This window comes from Nostoc sp. JL34, from assembly GCF_017114945.1.
GTDB lineage: Bacteria > Cyanobacteriota > Cyanobacteriia > Cyanobacteriales > Nostocaceae > Nostoc.
Genome location: NZ_JABXKQ010000044.1, coordinates 167488 through 182986, shown reverse-complemented (window position 1 = coordinate 182986; position 15499 = coordinate 167488). Strand labels below are relative to the sequence as shown.

Sequence of the window (15499 nt, the reverse complement as noted above, 5' to 3'; positions counted from 1 at the left end):
CAAGTTCCTATGCTGTAGATATTTTATGATGATTATTAATAAATAACGACTACTATGGACGGGATGGCGATTGTTGTGAAGTTCTACGAGATTTCATAATTTCTATAAAAAATCCATACAACTTCTGCAAACTTTCTATATTTTTTTGCATAATCTCCCGACTTTCTTTGATTTGACTCAGATGAAATTCGCGAAGCTCTGTATACGAGCCGCTGCCAACAAATTGACTACCAACTTCATTATTTATATCACCATCAATTAGATTAATTATGGTGTACATTCGATTACCTGGTTGAGCAACTTGTTGTCTTTGTGGTTGTTCTAACTGAGTAGAGGAGTCTGGAACCCAAGTAGTAATTTCTAGCTCGACAACTTCAACTATTGCTGTTTGAATAGCATCAATAATGTCATCAATATTGAATCCTTCTCCCTTAGTATTTAGCTTCTTAACTTTTCTTTTAAATTCACTACTTGGTTTGCTAAGTTGACTATTGTTTTCCCCATTTTCAATGGCTTGACCATTAGCTTCTGTGTTTTCGTTAAGAGTATTATTCACCATGACGTTTTACAGGTTACAGATTTAAATATAAACAAAATACAATTTTAGGTTATATCAAAAATTTTAAGGCTTTTACTCAAAAAAAGTAACTAAAGTCAAAACAACTTAATAATTTAAGAAATTTTTACTCAAAAAAAGTAATGGTTTCCTAAAGCCAAATTTATCTTAAAAAAGAATAATACAATTTTTAGATTTTGAATCCATTGTGTTGCAGTGAGTCCAGCACTCTGGTAGAGGTTTACCCGTTGTCCTAAATATCGTGATTCTGAAATCATTATTTAATTAGCTTTTTGGCGCTTCATTGCAATAAGTATAAATTAGCTTATAATCGTATACAACTATACTTAGTACGTCTTTGAGAAAAGACAAATACAAGTATAAATAAATGCTATTAATTAAATTAATTTATTTTCGTTAACCTGTTTTTTATTTGAAATAGTAAAGCATAGACGCGCAAGTGGGGCTGACTTTTCTTCTACCACTATGTATACAATGATATCACTGTGATGATAGAGACAAGAAAAATATGTTGTTATCTCGTCAAGCTTTTGCTACACCTTTTGTAATTTGTATATGTATTTTAGGAGTTGGCTTGATTCAATTCCCCCAATTGCAAAAACTAATAAATAGCAAACAATCTGCCTCTTTAGAGACTCTAGAAAAAGAAATAAAATCTGAAAACATTCGTCTTAACTTTCTCCAAAAAATGCCTACTTTTGGTTATGATAACTTTATTGCAGATTTAGTATATCTCAATTTTATACAATATTTCGGAGATGATGAAGTTCGGGATAAAACAGGTTACAGTTTAAGTCCAGAATATTTTGAAGTCATTCTCAAACATGACCCGCGATTTTTAGCAGCGTATCGGAGTCTTTCTATCAGTACTTCATTGTATGCTGCTATGCCAGAACGCGCGATCGCATTATCAGAGAAAGGCTTAAAATCACTATCTCCCTCAGTTCCTGAAAAATCTTATTACGTGTGGCGTTATAAAGGAGTTGATGAGTTATTATTTTTAGGCAACGCTAAAGCTGCTCAGAAATCTTTTGCAACAGCGGCAAACTGGGCTGGTAATTTTTCAGATGCAGAGAGTCAGTTTATAGCAAAGACTTCTCAAAGAACTGCTGAATTTCTGAGTCGGAATCCTAATAGTAAATATGCTCAAATTGCTACATGGTCAATAGTTTTAAATAATCAAGCTGATCAAAGAACTCGCAAACGCGCCATTAGGGAAATTGAAGCTTTAGGAGGAAAAGTAATTACAACTCTTGAAGGGACTCAGAAAATTATATTTCCCCCTAAAGATTAAATTATTAGTTATCACGATTGGCTGCGAGTGTAGTAGGGAATGATATCGGCCCAATTGTTTACAAATTTCTCACGCATGATTGAGTAAGGCAATACTAATGTCAATACAATTGGCAGAATCTGACTTTCAAATATTAGAGTGTTTTCCTGTTATTTTCCAGTTGCGCCCTCACCTTGAAGAGGCTAAGTTTGTAGAACGAGTTCGATATCAAATGAAAGAAGGATATCAACTGGCATTCTTGGAAGTAGAAAAGCAAGCTGTGGCGATCGCTGGATTTCGCATTTCTAATTGTTTAGCATTGGGTAAGTTTTTATACATTGATGATTTAGTTGTTGATGAGTTGAAGCGATCGCATAGCTATGGTCAACAGTTATTTCAGTGGCTAATTGAATATGCCAGAAATCATGAGTGTAAACACCTGAGTCTGGATTCTGGCGTTCAGCGATTTGCAGCCCACAGGTTTTATCTCATGCAGCGTATGAGTATTACAAGTCATCACTTTTCAATAGAGTTGTAGCGATAAGCAGTTGTGACAAATAATATTTTTTGGTATGACGGTAAATTAATTCACTCTCAAACCCTAGAATTAAACATTAACGATCCGAGTTTACTTTATGGCGCAACTGTTTTTACAACATTGCGGGTTTATGAGAATTCGTTAGATAGTAATTTAACTAATTGGCAAGCACATTGCGATCGCTTACTCTTCTCAATACAATCTTTCGGTTGGCAGCAACCCGATTGGAAGCGTCTGCGTCAAGGCGCTCAAATTCTTCTCGCACACTTCCCCGTTCTCAGAATTACCCTTTTTCCCGATGGGCGAGAATGGATAACTGGTAGATTATTACCACAAAATTTGACAGAAAAACAAAATAATGGTATATCGTGCGCTGTTGCCAGTTCAGAATTTTCTCGCTCTCTCCCTTCTCATAAAACTGGAAACTATTTGAGTGCTTGGTTGGCAAAAACTAGCTCAGATGCTCAAGAAGCAATATTAGTCGATACTCAAGAAAATTGGCTAGAAACCAGCACAGGCAACCTTTGGGGATGGTGCGATCGCAGTTGGTGGACACCACCTTTAACATCGGGAATTTTGCCGGGAATTGTGCGATCGCAACTTGTAAACTGGTTGCAAAACCACCAGCAGCCAGTGCGAGAAGAAACTTGGAGTGTCGAGTTAGTCCAGAGATTTGAAGCGATCGCCTACACTAATAGTGTGGTAGAAATTATTCCCATTCATACCGTTAATCAGCCTTCAGGGTCGCTACAATATAATCCCTACCATCAGAGTTTTCAGCTAATAAGGGAGCTTTTTTCAGCATGACAGCCACGCCAAATTTGTTATATCTTAAGATAAGTTAACATAATTCTTAATAATGACCTTTCCGAGCAGAGAAGCTAGGCGACCGCGCGAAAAATACCGGAGGATAGACCTTAGTGAATAAAAGATGGAGAAATGCAGGGCTGTACGCGCTGCTGTTTATTGTCGTCATTGCGCTGGGAACAGCATTTTTTGACAAACAACCCCAAAGCAGAGAGACATGGCGATATAGTCGCTTTATTCAAGAAGTTGAGCAAGGCAGAGTAGAAAAAGTCAGTTTGAGTGCAGATCGCTCCACAGCACTGGTTACACCCAAATATGACCCTGCTAAACGGATTGTTACCTTAGTCAACGATCCAGACTTGATCAATACTCTGACTTCTAAAGGCGTTGATATTTCTGTTTTGCCCCAAACCGACGAAGGATTTTGGTTTAAGGCACTGAGCAGCTTATTTTTCCCTGTATTGCTTTTGGTTGGCTTATTCTTCTTGCTACGTCGCGCTCAAAGTGGCCCAGGTAGCCAAGCGATGAACTTTGGCAAATCCAAAGCCAGAGTGCAAATGGAACCACAAACTCAGGTGACATTTGGCGATGTCGCTGGTATTGACCAAGCCAAGTTGGAATTAAACGAAGTCGTAGACTTTCTGAAAAACGCCGATCGCTTTACCGCGGTTGGTGCAAAAATTCCTAAAGGTGTGTTGTTAGTTGGCCCTCCTGGTACAGGTAAAACCCTCCTAGCTCGTGCTGTTGCTGGTGAAGCAGGTGTACCCTTCTTCTCAATCTCCGGTTCGGAATTTGTGGAAATGTTCGTAGGTGTGGGTGCATCCCGCGTCCGCGATTTGTTTGAACAAGCTAAGACCAATGCTCCTTGTATCGTCTTCATCGATGAAATTGACGCTGTAGGTCGTCAACGGGGTGCAGGTTTAGGTGGTGGTAACGATGAGCGGGAACAAACCCTCAACCAGTTGCTCACAGAAATGGATGGTTTTGAAGGTAACACTGGCATCATCATTATTGCTGCTACCAACCGTCCTGATGTTCTAGATGCAGCCCTGTTGCGTCCTGGTCGCTTTGACCGTCAAGTTGTGGTAGACCGTCCCGACTACGCTGGACGCAGTGAAATCCTCAAGGTACACGCCCGTGGCAAAACCTTGGCGAAAGATGTGGATTTGGATAAAATTGCCCGTCGGACTCCTGGATTTACTGGCGCAGATTTATCCAACTTGCTGAATGAAGCCGCAATTCTGGCAGCCCGCCGGAATTTGACTGAAATTTCGATGGATGAAATCAACGACGCGATCGATCGCGTATTAGCTGGCCCAGAGAAGAAAGACCGGGTAATGAGCGAAAAGCGCAAAACCTTGGTAGCTTATCACGAAGCCGGTCACGCTTTAGTTGGTGCTTTAATGCCTGACTATGATCCAGTACAAAAAATTAGTATCATCCCTCGCGGTCGCGCAGGTGGTTTAACTTGGTTTACCCCCAGCGAAGACCGGATGGACACTGGTTTGTACAGCCGCGCTTATCTGGAAAATCAGATGGCTGTGGCTTTGGGTGGTCGGATTGCTGAAGAATTAATCTTTGGTGAAGAAGAAGTTACCACTGGTGCTTCTAATGACTTACAACAGGTAGCCCGTGTTGCTCGTCAGATGATTACTCGATTTGGGATGAGCGATCGCTTAGGCCCTGTTGCCCTTGGTCGTCAACAAGGTAACATGTTCCTCGGACGGGATATCATGTCAGAGCGTGATTTTTCTGAAGAAACCGCTGCTGCCATTGATGAAGAAGTCCGCAAACTTGTAGATGTAGCCTATACACGCGCTAAAGAAGTGTTAGTAGGCAACCGCCACATTTTAGATCAGATAGCGCAAATGCTGGTTGATAAAGAAACGGTAGACGCCGAAGAGTTGCAAGAAATTCTATCGAATAACGATGTGACAACCGCTGCCTTTGCCTAATTGCATGAGAAGTGATGAGTGAAAAATAATTTTTAGCTCGTAACTTTTAAAATTCGGGGTAATTCTGGAAAATCCCAGAATTACCCCAATTTTTTTTAATTTCTTGTCAAAAGCCCGGCCTTCATGGCCGGGCTTTTAATTTGAAATGGGGTTATATTCCCCGAAGGTTCGTTATAGAGTTTCAGTATAAATCGGTAGTCTGATAGAGACTACCATCTGAGCATAATCAATTCCGGAAAATTAGAAAAATTTTTGTCGATATACCAAAATTAAATTACTAACGCCGAAAGAACGTGCCCAAATAGCTGGCACAGAGGTTGCGCGAACTCGGTATAGATCCTGATTCTCTCCCGTGAAAACTAGAAATCAGGGTAATTCGGAGATTTTACGAATTACCCTGATTGTGATCAATGCAAAAGAATCTATGCATTCTGTGGCGCACCCCTTATGGCGATCAAGTAGATAACTTTCTAAATTCTTTATAAGACTAGCCTAAACAGTAACTCGATACTCAAGCAGTCGCCGATCTTAAACTCTGGATGTCGGTTTCAAAAATAGCCACGCCACAAAGAACGTAGCCGCTGTGAATAGTTGCGTCAAATCCAAAGCAGATAGATAGCCATCTGCAAATGAAGCAATACTGCGATCGGTAATGCCAAATACCCAAGATGACAGGCCAAACAGCCAAATCCCATTCTTGAGATTTCCGACGAATTGCTTAGAGTCTGATGGTTCTTGGTCTTTCATGATCTTCTGTTCCGTTGGTGAAGAATCTGGTGATTGATGCGAAATACCTACCATTAGGAATTTTTTCGGATTCCTGACGTTGAATTTACACTTACTATCTATTAATAATATTAATAAATATTTCACCTACTTGACTTCTCTACCCAAAGGTACATCTGATAATCATGACATTCCTCCTTTGCTTCTGTTACCTCCGATAAACGATAATGCGTTGATGTCTCAGCTTTACAAGGTTGGGTTTGAATCCTAAAATTACATTATCTTTAAAAAAATATATAAATATTTACTCACTGTTATCATAAAATACCCCGTAAGATAGATGTGTTTTAATAAACCATTCATGTCTCAATTGTGTGGATACTTTATAGGGGCGCACAGCTAACTGTGCGTCCCAAGACCCAAAATGCGTAGTCGTTAAAAATGGGTGCTTCAGATTAAGGCAATGGGTAAATCTAGCAAAAAAAGCACCACAAATGCCAAAATCTGCTTAACCCTTTGATATTTCAATTTTGGGGTTTAAAGCTTATAACTCACTGATCCGGAGTTACTTTGTTATGCGTTTACTCTAAATTCCAGCATCTTTGCACTGCGTGAAATTTTCGACAATCGCTTCTACATTGACTGCAACGATGGAACCTCGAAGTCATTAAACGAGGAAACATTGTAAGACGAAGCGGCTATTGCCTTCACTAGCTTACCGTCCAGAGTCAGCAAAGTAGCATTAACCTGTTGTGAAAGTGCAACATAAGAGCCATCGTAGGCGGAGATTCCATAATTTAATGCGATCGCGACTGCATCCGCCATCAAATCAGCTGTGGAGACAACACGCAACGGAAAAGCTTTGAGGGTGGCTAAATCTGTCTGAACCTCAGCAGCAGTGTACATCCTTGCACGGACGTACTTCAATAAGGCGTTAGCACACTCAATGTAAAAGAGGTCTGGAACAAATATTTCCATCTGTGGATTTGCAAAATGGTCGAAAAGTTGATTAACTTTGGGAGTTAATGGATCAGCAATAAAATACTTGATACACACACTGGTATCTAACACGCATCTTAGAGGGGTTGTCATCTGTCCCGATCTTCTCGAATCAGTTGAGTACTATCAGGTAATCCGAAGTCTGCTGGATTCACACGGCGACGCTGGCGGCTTTCTTCTAGGACTTTAAGTACATTCTGTTGTTTTTGGTCTTCTATTTGCTGTGCTTCAGTTTTTAAAGCTTGTTCTAACAGAGTTATAACTTGGGCGTTAATGGAACGGTGTTCAGATGCCGCTAACTCTTGCAGTTTTGCATACAAATCATCGGGTAAATTTCTTACATAAAGGGTAGCCATCGCTTTACCTCAAAGTAGAATTTATCAAAATGATAGCATAATGCAAGCAGAAGGGGGTGCGATCGCATCTCTGCTTTTGAGAAAGTGTAGCCAAGTTGCAATTATGATTATAATATCCAAAAAAATCACTCAAGTTTTGACTTGATACTCAAAACCTATGATTCCTAAATGGAAACTAATTTGATAGTTAAATTTAATCTAACTATTAATTAATAATTATTTTGGAGAATTAATTCTTGTGATCAGCAATAGTTCAAGTCCATTAAAGCTTATTGTTTGGCAACCTTGTCGTTGGGAAAAAACATACTTAGACATCAATACAAATGCTTTAGTCGATCCGACATTTCATCAACAACCAATTTATTCTTGGGAACCGTTTGGAGATCCCTTTGGTTCAATGACTAGCAGTGAGCAAACTCAGCGACTAAGAGAAGAACTAATTGAAAAATTTACACTAGGAACGAAACCAGAAAAACGAGGAATTGAGCAGTTCAAACAAGTTATTCAAGTAATAGACGAGATATTATCTAACGACGAATCATCTTGGAGTGACTCAGAAGAACTTGAACCCTTATCTAGACGCTTATCTAATAGTGATACTGTCAACCTTCGTCAACATCAACTTCTAGCCTTACGCCAACATATTCAGTGGGTATGTGATACATTTGTTAATGTTCCAGATGTCAATGTGTCTCTTCATTAAAATAATAAGCATATGGAATTAAAATTACTCAGTAAAGAAGATGCACTAAAATGTATCGCCCAATTAGGTAATAATGGAGAACCATTTGAAATATTTCTTGGTGAAGATATTTGTTTTGGGCGTGAAAAATGGGTAAATTTAGGAACTATTTCATTACAACCAGGAGAGAAATATACTGAAAATGAACCCAGATATGATGAGTATTGTGCTGCTAAATTTGGTGGGTTTGAATTGCAATTACCATCCTCAGAAAAGCTCAATGAGAATATTGCTAAAGCTCTTGAAAATCCACAGACTAAAGATAGTGTTCAGAAAGCTTTCAGGGAAGGATTACAGGATGTATTACGAAGAACTCTACTACTTTTACCAATTTTTGATGTTGAAACTATTGCCAAAATACCTTTACAGAAGCCGATCACAGTTGTTACAGATACATCAGCCGTTCATCAAGGAGGACTTGATTTTTTATGTCGCTTTCTTACGCCTTGGGTAAGAATTAAAGTTCCAGCGATAGTTCATATGGAAATACTTACACAAGTAGATAATTATCTTTCTAAAATTCGCTGGAGTAATGAAAATAAGAACAAAACTAAAAATCATCCTGCAACACTTCGTCAACATCTTCTTAGTCAAGGAGGGCAAAGAACTTTACTTCGTCTAGAATTACATTCGGATGCAGAAATAGAACGTGGTGATTTAGGTGCTGATCCCCTACGTGGAATTGTGACATCTAGCCCAGATTCTGAAGATAAAGCTTTAGGCTTACAAAATGTAACTAGAAGTTTTGCTGATCGTCTCATTTTAGAAACTGCACGACGCTTTCAAACCCAAGTTCGCCCAGATCATGCACTTGCCCTTCTTACCAGCGATCAAGGTCTAGCTAGAATGACAATGGCTGAAGGAATGGATGTATTCTTTTTCCAAGCTCGTTCTGTTCCTAAATTTGATAGTAGAAAACTGACTGGCTCTCTTTTTCATCCTTTCAGTCAAGAAATATATACAGTACCACTAACAGATGTCCTTTGGGAATTAGCTGTATCTTTTGGTTGCCTGCGCTTGCAAAATTACAACACTAATGAGTCATTAGAGCTATGGGGCATACCTAGTGGGGAATATAGTTGGCAACCACATCACGTTAAAGATGATCTTCTTTGGGGAAATTTTAACTCTGGAACATCCTCTGTAACAACAGATAATACCTCCATTGTGCTATCAACCGACATAGAAAGCCAAGATCAAACTGATGCAGTTTCTAGCCCAAATATAGAAGCAATAGCTAAGACATATGCATTTAGTCCAGATCAGATGTTCTTACTAATGAAAATGTTAGTAGACAAAGGAGAACTAACTAATCAAGAGGCTCAAGAAAAATTGGGTTTAACACATCAATCTCGCTATAGTTTGTATAAAAATTTTCTGCATAGTGGAAAATTTGTTGAGCTTAATGATAATAAAATTTTATGTACAGAATTACTAAAGTTTTTATGGGAAAGTATCCTAAACGAAGATTCTATAAAAGTTTTATATTTTTTGAAGAAAATACCATCTTTTGACGCAATATGTAACTATGTAAATCAAAACAAAAGTGTTGAATATAGCACATTACCAATTTCAAACAAAGCAAAACCAACCTACATCAAGCTCGGTGAGGCAGCCTGTGCTTGGTTGAATATACAAAACCAAAAAATTGTTGCCACTGATAACATCCCTAAATTAGCAGATTTTGCTAATTTAGCAGTAGAGGTTTATAAATTAATTCGTTCAAAGGAAGACACAGAATGGATACTTACTGGTCGCTGGTTAGAAGAATTGGCTATTAGATATGCTGTTCATCCCATATTATCTAGAAAACTGCTGAAAGAAGCACAAGAACAAAACTTAGTGAATGTCTATGCTGAAGGATCTACTCCAGATACTCGTTTTGAACAGCACGATTTGTGGATAATTAAGACAAGTGACAGACTTCCCCAGTTAGAAAAAGTTTATCTGTATCATGGAGATTTTCTTATACCTGGTACATCTGCTGTACGTATCAAGCTAGAAGGAGTTAAAAATGCCTCTTGAAAATCTATTTACAGATGAGGCGACTACTAACGCACCAGAAGAGCAATCCAAATTGCTTTACAGAAAGTTTGGTGTGTTGAGTAACCCTTTTCCCAGCGCTGGACAAACCAGTGGTCATCCGCATATGTCAACAGAAGCAGATAAGCAAGTTGATGCTGCGGTAAAGACATTTTATTCAGATCGCAAGTCTCATGTAATTTCAATAACTGCTAGCCAAGGAATTGGCAAGACCAACCTTCTGAATGCGTATGAAAATGCTTTGCGTGAAAAACTTTCTCCACAAGGTTTTTTTGTTATTAGATACGTTCCAGATCCAGAACCATTTTTTGATCCACTCATTAGGTCTATATTTGAAAATTTAGGAGAAGACTATTTACGTCGTTCAATTGATGCACTTGCAAAGAAGAAACAAGAAATAGATGATATTGAAAAATTATTAGAATTTGTTCGGATGAGCGAAATTAAAACAATGCTAAGAACTCTTTTAGAGGTTAAGTCAGAAGAAAAACTAAATGAGCGTATATCTCTAGCATATCAATGGCTTTTAGGATTACCTGTAAGAAAAATTCATCAAACCGAGCTGGGAGTAAATTTTCGTCTAGATACTGTAGAAGCAAAAACAAGAGCATTAAGAGATATTGTATATTTAGGTTCACAGATGAAAACTCTAGAAGGTATTTTTATTCTTCTAGATGAATTAGAAAAGCAAGACTTCAGCTTATCGAAAACTATAGTTTTAAGATATTTGTCGGCTCTCCGCGCTTTAATTGATGCACTACCTCAATATCTTTTCTTAATGGTTGCTTTAACAACAGATGCTCTTAATCGTTACCGTGAAATGCTACCAGCCATTAGAGGTCGTCTTGCTAATGAAGTTCAACTTTCACCTATAAGAAATGAAGAGGAAGCCGTCAAATTATTCCATTTCTACTTGGAACAGTCCAAAATGGAAGCCAGAAATTGTCTAGAAAATAAACAATTACAAGCAGGAAGTGAGGTACTTTTACATGAAGATTCTGCTCGACTTTTATTTCATCAATTATTGAGAGGTAGTAATATTAAAGGCGTGCGGCAGCGTGATTACCTTAATGCTCTCTATGAAAAAGCAGATGAGTCCATCAATGAATCTATGCCAGCATCCGTTTAGGTAAGTTTCTTGAAGCTCTTCCTAACTTTAAGAATTCAACAGGTGCTAATCAAGAATTAATTACAATTAAGCCGTTGCTGAGATGAAATCCAATCAATGACTTACATTTGTAAATTCTAATTTTTATTCAACGGAGAGGGGGAGATTCGAACTCCCGGAGGTTTTAGCCTCATCCGATTTCAAGTCGGACGCAATCGACCACTCTGCCACCTCTCCAGTAAATCTGTCAAACTTGTGCTGATCCTAGTTTCAGACGCTATTCAGGCGCTTTTGTTGGTTAGCACTAAACTTGACAGATCATACTATACCCTATTATCTACGCAGATTGCACTATCTGGATGCGAATGTCTACGACACAATACGCGATCGCTCGTACAAAATTTCCTCCTGTGCCACCTGAAAGTCATTACCCACCCAAATAAGGGAAACTTGCGAAACCACACCCGCCTCTAGGGTGACAATGGAAAAATTACGCAACTTCTCGCTGTCATTTTCCACAATCCTGGGGACACTAGCCGCATTTAAGTAAATTGTCCCCTCTGGACTTCTAAAGATGGGTTTGCGCTGCACCTTCTTGGTATGGCGTAAATCTCGGTGCATGTGACCAAATGTCACCAGAGGAATGGTTTTACCAGCAGTCAAGGCATGAGAAATCGCCTCGCCAAAATCTGGATCGCCAAAATCGCCGCCAATTGGGTGCCAATCTTTGCCGCAGGGGTCTTCGGGGCGATCGCCTAACCCACTAGGCCCATTGTGACCCAAAAATATAATTGTCTCGTAAGCGGCGCTTTTAACTGCTTTGAAGATGCGATCGGCGGATTCTTCTAAACTCGTCACACCGTAACGTTCTTTACAGATTTCCGCGAATTTCCACTCTGGGCCACCCCAGGTAAAGGGACGACCCCCCACTACAGTTAAATTCCAAGCGGGAAAATCCAACTTACTGTAACCAACATGGGACGGGCCTAATAAATCGAGTTGTTCCTGTACCCAGTCTTCCTTAGAGCGGTCATAAGGAGCCTTTTTGCGTCCCCATTCGGTGGCGGTGTACCAGGCATCGTGGTTGCCCATTACGGCTGCTTTGGGAATATCGAGAGAGGCGATCGCTCTGACCACTTCCACCGACTCGTTGCCAAAATCCCCGACAAACAGCACTAAGTCAACACCCAAATGCTTGAGTGCAACGCCATCTTCCACTTCCCATTGGTCGTGAATATCTCCAACTACAGCAATTTTGAGGTTTATCGATTGAGTTTTCTGACTGGTCATGCCACTTTCCTTGCCGTCTATCTCCAGGATATGAAACTCAGCCCGATTTGGACACAACCCCAAAATATCAACCGTCCACTATTTTTGGTAAAAACTACTATAATTGAATCCACAGGACATACATTTGCAACATAAAGCACCCCTAAACTGTGTTTACCACTGCACTAGCTCAACGAGAAAACACCCAACTGGGTGAATTACCACTAGATTTGTTTGCCGCGATTCAGAGTCTCAAAAAAGAACTCAACGCCGTTATCCTGGCGCATTATTATCAAGAGCCAGATATTCAGGATATTGCAGACTTTATTGGGGATTCATTACAACTGGCAAGAGCCGCCGAAAAAACCAATGCGGATGCGATCATCTTTGCTGGCGTTCACTTCATGGCAGAAACAGCAAAGATACTTAATCCCGATAAATTAGTACTTTTACCAGATTTGAATGCTGGTTGTTCTTTAGCAGACAGTTGTCCAGCAGACGAATTTGCAGCTTTTAAAGCAGCGCATCCAAATCATCTGGTGGTATCTTACATCAACTGCTCTGCTGATATCAAGGCAATGAGCGATATTATTTGCACCAGTTCCAACGCTGTGAAAATTGTGGAGCAGATACCGAAGGAACAGCCAATTATTTTTGCTCCAGATCGGAATTTGGGGCGGTATGTGATGGAACAGACTGGACGAGATTTGGTGCTATGGCAAGGTAGCTGTGTTGTCCATGAAACCTTTTCAGAAAAGAAAATTGTCCAGTTAAAAATTGTCCATCCCGAAGCAGAGGCGATCGCACATCCAGAATGTGAAAGTAGTGTATTGCGCCACGCCAGCTTTATTGGCTCCACAGCCGCTTTACTCAAATATTGTCAAAACAGCCCCACCAAAGAATTTATCGTTGCTACGGAGCCTGGAATCATTCACCAAATGCAAAAACTAGCTCCTGACAAGCATTTCATTCCTGCACCGCCGATAAACAACTGCGCTTGTAACGAATGTCCGTTTATGCGGTTAAACACCCTAGAAAAGCTTTACTGGGCAATGAAAAACCGCACTCCCGAAATTACTATGTCAGAGGATATTCGGCTGGCTGCACTGCGACCAATGCAACGAATGCTGGAGATGAGCGTGTAACCAGTATTTTTTATCCAGATGGTAGAGACGCAGTTTTGTTGCGATCTCTACCTACAAGTTATTTTTTCTAACCACTTGCTAATTATAAAAGGTGGTGCTAAGATTTTAAATCGTGAGACAAATCGGGTCGGTGTCCGAGTGGTTAATGGAGACGGACTGTAAATCCGTTGGCTAGCGCCTACGCTGGTTCAAATCCAGCCCGGCCCACCACTTACGAAGTTATAAGTTATAATGACTGGGTTAAGAGCAAAGCTCCCAGCATTGTAACTTACAACTAAAAAACCAAAGTTATATTTTGCCCGTGTGGCTCAGTGGTAGAGCACACCCTTGGTAAGGGTGAGGTCACGAGTTCAATCCTCGTCACGGGCTTTTTAAATTTATAAAACAATCAACCCAAATTTAAGGGTTTCAGCGTTATTAAGAGATTTAGATGTTCAAAAGCTAAGTTTGTTACTTGCATTTGTGGCTATTCTGACTATGATTTTGACTATCAGCTTAGAATTTGGGATATCCAGCTTGTTTTTTTGGCTATGATTTGGCTATGATTTTGTAGGCTCAGTATAAGCCACAGAGACATTTATCCTACTATTCAACAACGCCCTTATTTTCACTCTCTCCTCTAAAGTCCTTGGATCTGATTACGAATTTCATTATCAATCTGTGATTCCTTAATTACCGAAAAGTCATCCGAATCGTCATGTAATCCGTGAGAAGCGATAAATCTACTCCCATCTTCTACCTCAAACAGTAATCCAATTTCATTTGCAATATCTGCGTATAGTGCGCTGTTGTAGCTTCTTTTTAAAATAGTTATATTTGATATACGTTGCCCTACAAACCTAGCCCAAAAATTATTACTGTATACTGCATCTCTTGCATCTACTGGATAAAGCTCGTTATCTTCTTCAGCTAGTTCTTCACTTGTTTCAGCAGCCTCGTTTTTCTCAACCCAGATAGTAACTGAGTTTTTTGATGGTTGACTTCGATATCCAATAACTAGCCCTGAGTCAAAGCTCATGATAAGACAGCCAGCTGTCAGTGAAAAAACTTCTTTTGCTTCAATACCGTATTCCAGAACCGCCCTATCAGGTGGCTCCCAACTTATATCTAGTCAAATTCAGTATCGCAAGTCCCTTAAGGGAGTCTAAAACCTCACTCCGATTAGATGGAATATCTGATGTATATAAAAAAGTTTTCATTGATTTAGTTTTTTTGAGCAGACTCAATAAGTTTCAATCTTCGTCATGGATTGTTAACTGTCTTTCTACTTTTCCATAAGCTTTCTTAACCCAATACCCTCTGGGTGGCTTTTCTAACCCATAAGCCTTACACCACTTCTCTACAGCTTTGTCAGACACACCAAAATCTCTGCCAATTTGTGCGGTTGGCTTTTCCCAAACTAGTTTTTCTAGTTCTTCTTTTGATGGTCTTTCAACTTTTCTAGTGTGAATTCTAGAATCTGGGTTAACCTTTCTAGTTGTTAAGTCAACGCCAAACTCCTTGTAGGTTCGCTTAAGTGCTACTTCAGTAAAGTCTGTAAAATCCTCCCACCAGTAAAAAGGATTGGGTGATTTAGGTGGCGTTGTCCTGATACCGCAACCGCCAAACTTGATTGATGGATACACTACTTTGTTTATATCTGGCAAATAAAGACCATAGAAATCAAAGTCATCAGATTTGTACTTTTTCTCATGACAACCATTCTTGTCTGCCCAATTGCTTTTATTTTTCAGTGTGCCATCACAACTGTATTTAGCTTGAATTCTGTAACATTTGCCATCTTTGTAGGCAATCAAATCAAAGGATGCGTGTTCAGTTACTACTGGTACAAAAACCGAATATTCTTTCTCGACTAAATCTGCTATCACTTTAGCAGCTGCTAGATCGCCCTTATCTTTTGTGTGGTGCATTTATATGAACTCTCAAGCCTATTTAGTAAATTACCATGAAAAGGCTTCTTT

The 15499-nt window shown here is 39.5% G+C and carries 15 protein-coding genes and 3 tRNA genes; 10 read left to right on the top strand and 8 right to left on the bottom strand.

Annotated elements, in window-relative coordinates; all coding sequences use genetic code 11:
- Nucleotides 1-52: 52 nt before the first annotated feature.
- Nucleotides 53-559, bottom strand: a complete 507-nt coding sequence (locus tag HWQ44_RS09015; RefSeq protein WP_292717712.1) for a hypothetical protein — start codon at nt 557-559, stop codon at nt 53-55.
- 526 nt (nt 560-1085) lie between these two features.
- Here HWQ44_RS09015 and HWQ44_RS09010 point away from each other — a divergent pair.
- The 4 genes from HWQ44_RS09010 (at nt 1086) to ftsH3 (ending at nt 5150) form a co-directional block, all read left to right on the top strand.
- Nucleotides 1086-1871 carry a hypothetical protein gene (locus HWQ44_RS09010; protein WP_292717711.1) on the top strand — a complete coding sequence of 262 codons (786 nt, stop codon included), beginning with the start codon at nt 1086-1088 and terminating at the stop codon, nt 1869-1871.
- Nucleotides 1872-1968: 97 nt separating this feature from the next.
- Nucleotides 1969-2388 (top strand): GNAT family N-acetyltransferase, encoded by a 420-nt coding sequence (locus HWQ44_RS09005; protein ID WP_292717709.1) that lies wholly within the window; start codon nt 1969-1971, stop codon nt 2386-2388.
- A 12-nt stretch (nt 2389-2400) separates the two neighbouring features.
- Nucleotides 2401-3195, top strand: a complete 795-nt coding sequence (locus HWQ44_RS09000) for an aminotransferase class IV (protein WP_292717707.1) — start codon at nt 2401-2403, stop codon at nt 3193-3195.
- Nucleotides 3196-3308: 113 nt separating this feature from the next.
- Entirely contained in the window at nt 3309-5150 is a 1842-nt protein-coding gene (gene ftsH3 / locus HWQ44_RS08995) for an ATP-dependent zinc metalloprotease FtsH3 (RefSeq protein WP_292717705.1), read from the top strand.
- A 528-nt stretch (nt 5151-5678) separates the two neighbouring features.
- Here ftsH3 and HWQ44_RS08990 read toward each other — a convergent pair.
- The 3 genes from HWQ44_RS08990 to HWQ44_RS08980 all read right to left on the bottom strand — a co-directional run bounded on the left by HWQ44_RS08990 (nt 5679) and on the right by HWQ44_RS08980 (nt 7231).
- On the bottom strand, nt 5679-5897 hold the full coding sequence (locus tag HWQ44_RS08990) for a hypothetical protein (RefSeq protein ID WP_292717851.1): 219 nt from the start codon (nt 5895-5897) through the stop codon (nt 5679-5681).
- A gap of 612 nt (nt 5898-6509) precedes the next feature.
- Nucleotides 6510-6968: a type II toxin-antitoxin system VapC family toxin gene (locus HWQ44_RS08985; protein WP_292717704.1), complete on the bottom strand. Its 459-nt coding sequence runs from the start codon at nt 6966-6968 to the stop codon at nt 6510-6512.
- A complete protein-coding gene (locus HWQ44_RS08980; RefSeq protein ID WP_292717702.1) occupies nt 6965-7231 on the bottom strand; it encodes an Arc family DNA-binding protein in 267 nt (88 codons plus the stop codon). The genes HWQ44_RS08985 and HWQ44_RS08980 overlap by 4 nt, the downstream gene beginning before the upstream one ends.
- 238 nt (nt 7232-7469) lie before the next feature.
- Here HWQ44_RS08980 and HWQ44_RS08975 point away from each other — a divergent pair, with 238 nt between their 5' ends.
- Genes HWQ44_RS08975 through HWQ44_RS08965 form a run of 3 tightly spaced genes read left to right on the top strand, consistent with a single transcriptional unit; the run spans nt 7470 to nt 11145 of the window.
- Nucleotides 7470-7934 (top strand): hypothetical protein, encoded by a 465-nt coding sequence (locus HWQ44_RS08975; protein WP_292717700.1) that lies wholly within the window; start codon nt 7470-7472, stop codon nt 7932-7934.
- Between the two features lie 12 nt (nt 7935-7946).
- A complete protein-coding gene (locus HWQ44_RS08970; RefSeq protein ID WP_292717698.1) occupies nt 7947-9998 on the top strand; it encodes a hypothetical protein in 2052 nt (683 codons plus the stop codon).
- On the top strand, nt 9988-11145 hold the full coding sequence (locus HWQ44_RS08965; protein WP_292717696.1) for a hypothetical protein: 1158 nt from the start codon (nt 9988-9990) through the stop codon (nt 11143-11145). The genes HWQ44_RS08970 and HWQ44_RS08965 overlap by 11 nt, the downstream gene beginning before the upstream one ends.
- A 131-nt stretch (nt 11146-11276) precedes the next feature.
- Here HWQ44_RS08965 and HWQ44_RS08960 read toward each other — a convergent pair.
- A tRNA-Ser gene (locus HWQ44_RS08960) sits at nt 11277-11361 on the bottom strand.
- Between the two features lie 132 nt (nt 11362-11493).
- Nucleotides 11494-12414 carry a TIGR04168 family protein gene (locus HWQ44_RS08955; RefSeq protein WP_292717694.1) on the bottom strand — a complete coding sequence of 307 codons (921 nt, stop codon included), beginning with the start codon at nt 12412-12414 and terminating at the stop codon, nt 11494-11496.
- A 149-nt stretch (nt 12415-12563) separates the two neighbouring features.
- Between HWQ44_RS08955 and nadA the strand changes: the two genes are divergently transcribed.
- From nadA to HWQ44_RS08940, 3 genes are all read left to right on the top strand, one after another.
- The gene (nadA, locus tag HWQ44_RS08950; protein WP_292717692.1) at nt 12564-13538 is read left to right on the top strand and encodes a quinolinate synthase NadA; all 975 of its coding nucleotides are present in this window, start codon (nt 12564-12566) and stop codon (nt 13536-13538) included.
- Nucleotides 13539-13662: 124 nt separating this feature from the next.
- Nucleotides 13663-13748, top strand: a tRNA-Tyr gene (locus HWQ44_RS08945).
- 87 nt (nt 13749-13835) lie between these two features.
- Nucleotides 13836-13907: transfer RNA gene (locus tag HWQ44_RS08940), tRNA-Thr, on the top strand.
- 250 nt (nt 13908-14157) lie between these two features.
- On the opposite strand, the gene HWQ44_RS08935 is transcribed toward HWQ44_RS08940, so the two are convergent.
- Together HWQ44_RS08935 and HWQ44_RS08930 are read right to left on the bottom strand one after the other, a co-directional pair.
- Nucleotides 14158-14556 (bottom strand): hypothetical protein, encoded by a 399-nt coding sequence (locus HWQ44_RS08935; RefSeq protein WP_292717690.1) that lies wholly within the window; start codon nt 14554-14556, stop codon nt 14158-14160.
- Between the two features lie 214 nt (nt 14557-14770).
- The gene (locus HWQ44_RS08930; protein ID WP_292717688.1) at nt 14771-15448 is read right to left on the bottom strand and encodes a group I intron-associated PD-(D/E)XK endonuclease; all 678 of its coding nucleotides are present in this window, start codon (nt 15446-15448) and stop codon (nt 14771-14773) included.
- Between the last annotated feature and the right edge of the window lie 51 nt (nt 15449-15499).

What these genes read in the sequence shown, in the direction of transcription:
- HWQ44_RS08990 (WP_292717851.1), bottom strand. Translation starts at nt 5,897, where the DNA reads ATGAAAGACCAAGAACCATCAGACTCTAAGCAATTCGTCGGAAATCTC.
- HWQ44_RS08965 (WP_292717696.1), top strand. Translation starts at nt 9,988, where the DNA reads ATGCCTCTTGAAAATCTATTTACAGATGAGGCGACTACTAACGCACCA.
- HWQ44_RS09005 (WP_292717709.1), top strand. Translation starts at nt 1,969, where the DNA reads ATGTCAATACAATTGGCAGAATCTGACTTTCAAATATTAGAGTGTTTT.
- HWQ44_RS08930 (WP_292717688.1), bottom strand. Translation starts at nt 15,448, where the DNA reads ATGCACCACACAAAAGATAAGGGCGATCTAGCAGCTGCTAAAGTGATA.
- HWQ44_RS08980 (WP_292717702.1), bottom strand. Translation starts at nt 7,231, where the DNA reads ATGGCTACCCTTTATGTAAGAAATTTACCCGATGATTTGTATGCAAAA.
- HWQ44_RS09015 (WP_292717712.1), bottom strand. Translation starts at nt 559, where the DNA reads ATGGTGAATAATACTCTTAACGAAAACACAGAAGCTAATGGTCAAGCC.
- HWQ44_RS09010 (WP_292717711.1), top strand. Translation starts at nt 1,086, where the DNA reads ATGTTGTTATCTCGTCAAGCTTTTGCTACACCTTTTGTAATTTGTATA.
- HWQ44_RS08970 (WP_292717698.1), top strand. Translation starts at nt 7,947, where the DNA reads ATGGAATTAAAATTACTCAGTAAAGAAGATGCACTAAAATGTATCGCC.
- HWQ44_RS08985 (WP_292717704.1), bottom strand. Translation starts at nt 6,968, where the DNA reads ATGACAACCCCTCTAAGATGCGTGTTAGATACCAGTGTGTGTATCAAG.
- HWQ44_RS08955 (WP_292717694.1), bottom strand. Translation starts at nt 12,414, where the DNA reads ATGACCAGTCAGAAAACTCAATCGATAAACCTCAAAATTGCTGTAGTT.
- HWQ44_RS08935 (WP_292717690.1), bottom strand. Translation starts at nt 14,556, where the DNA reads ATGAGCTTTGACTCAGGGCTAGTTATTGGATATCGAAGTCAACCATCA.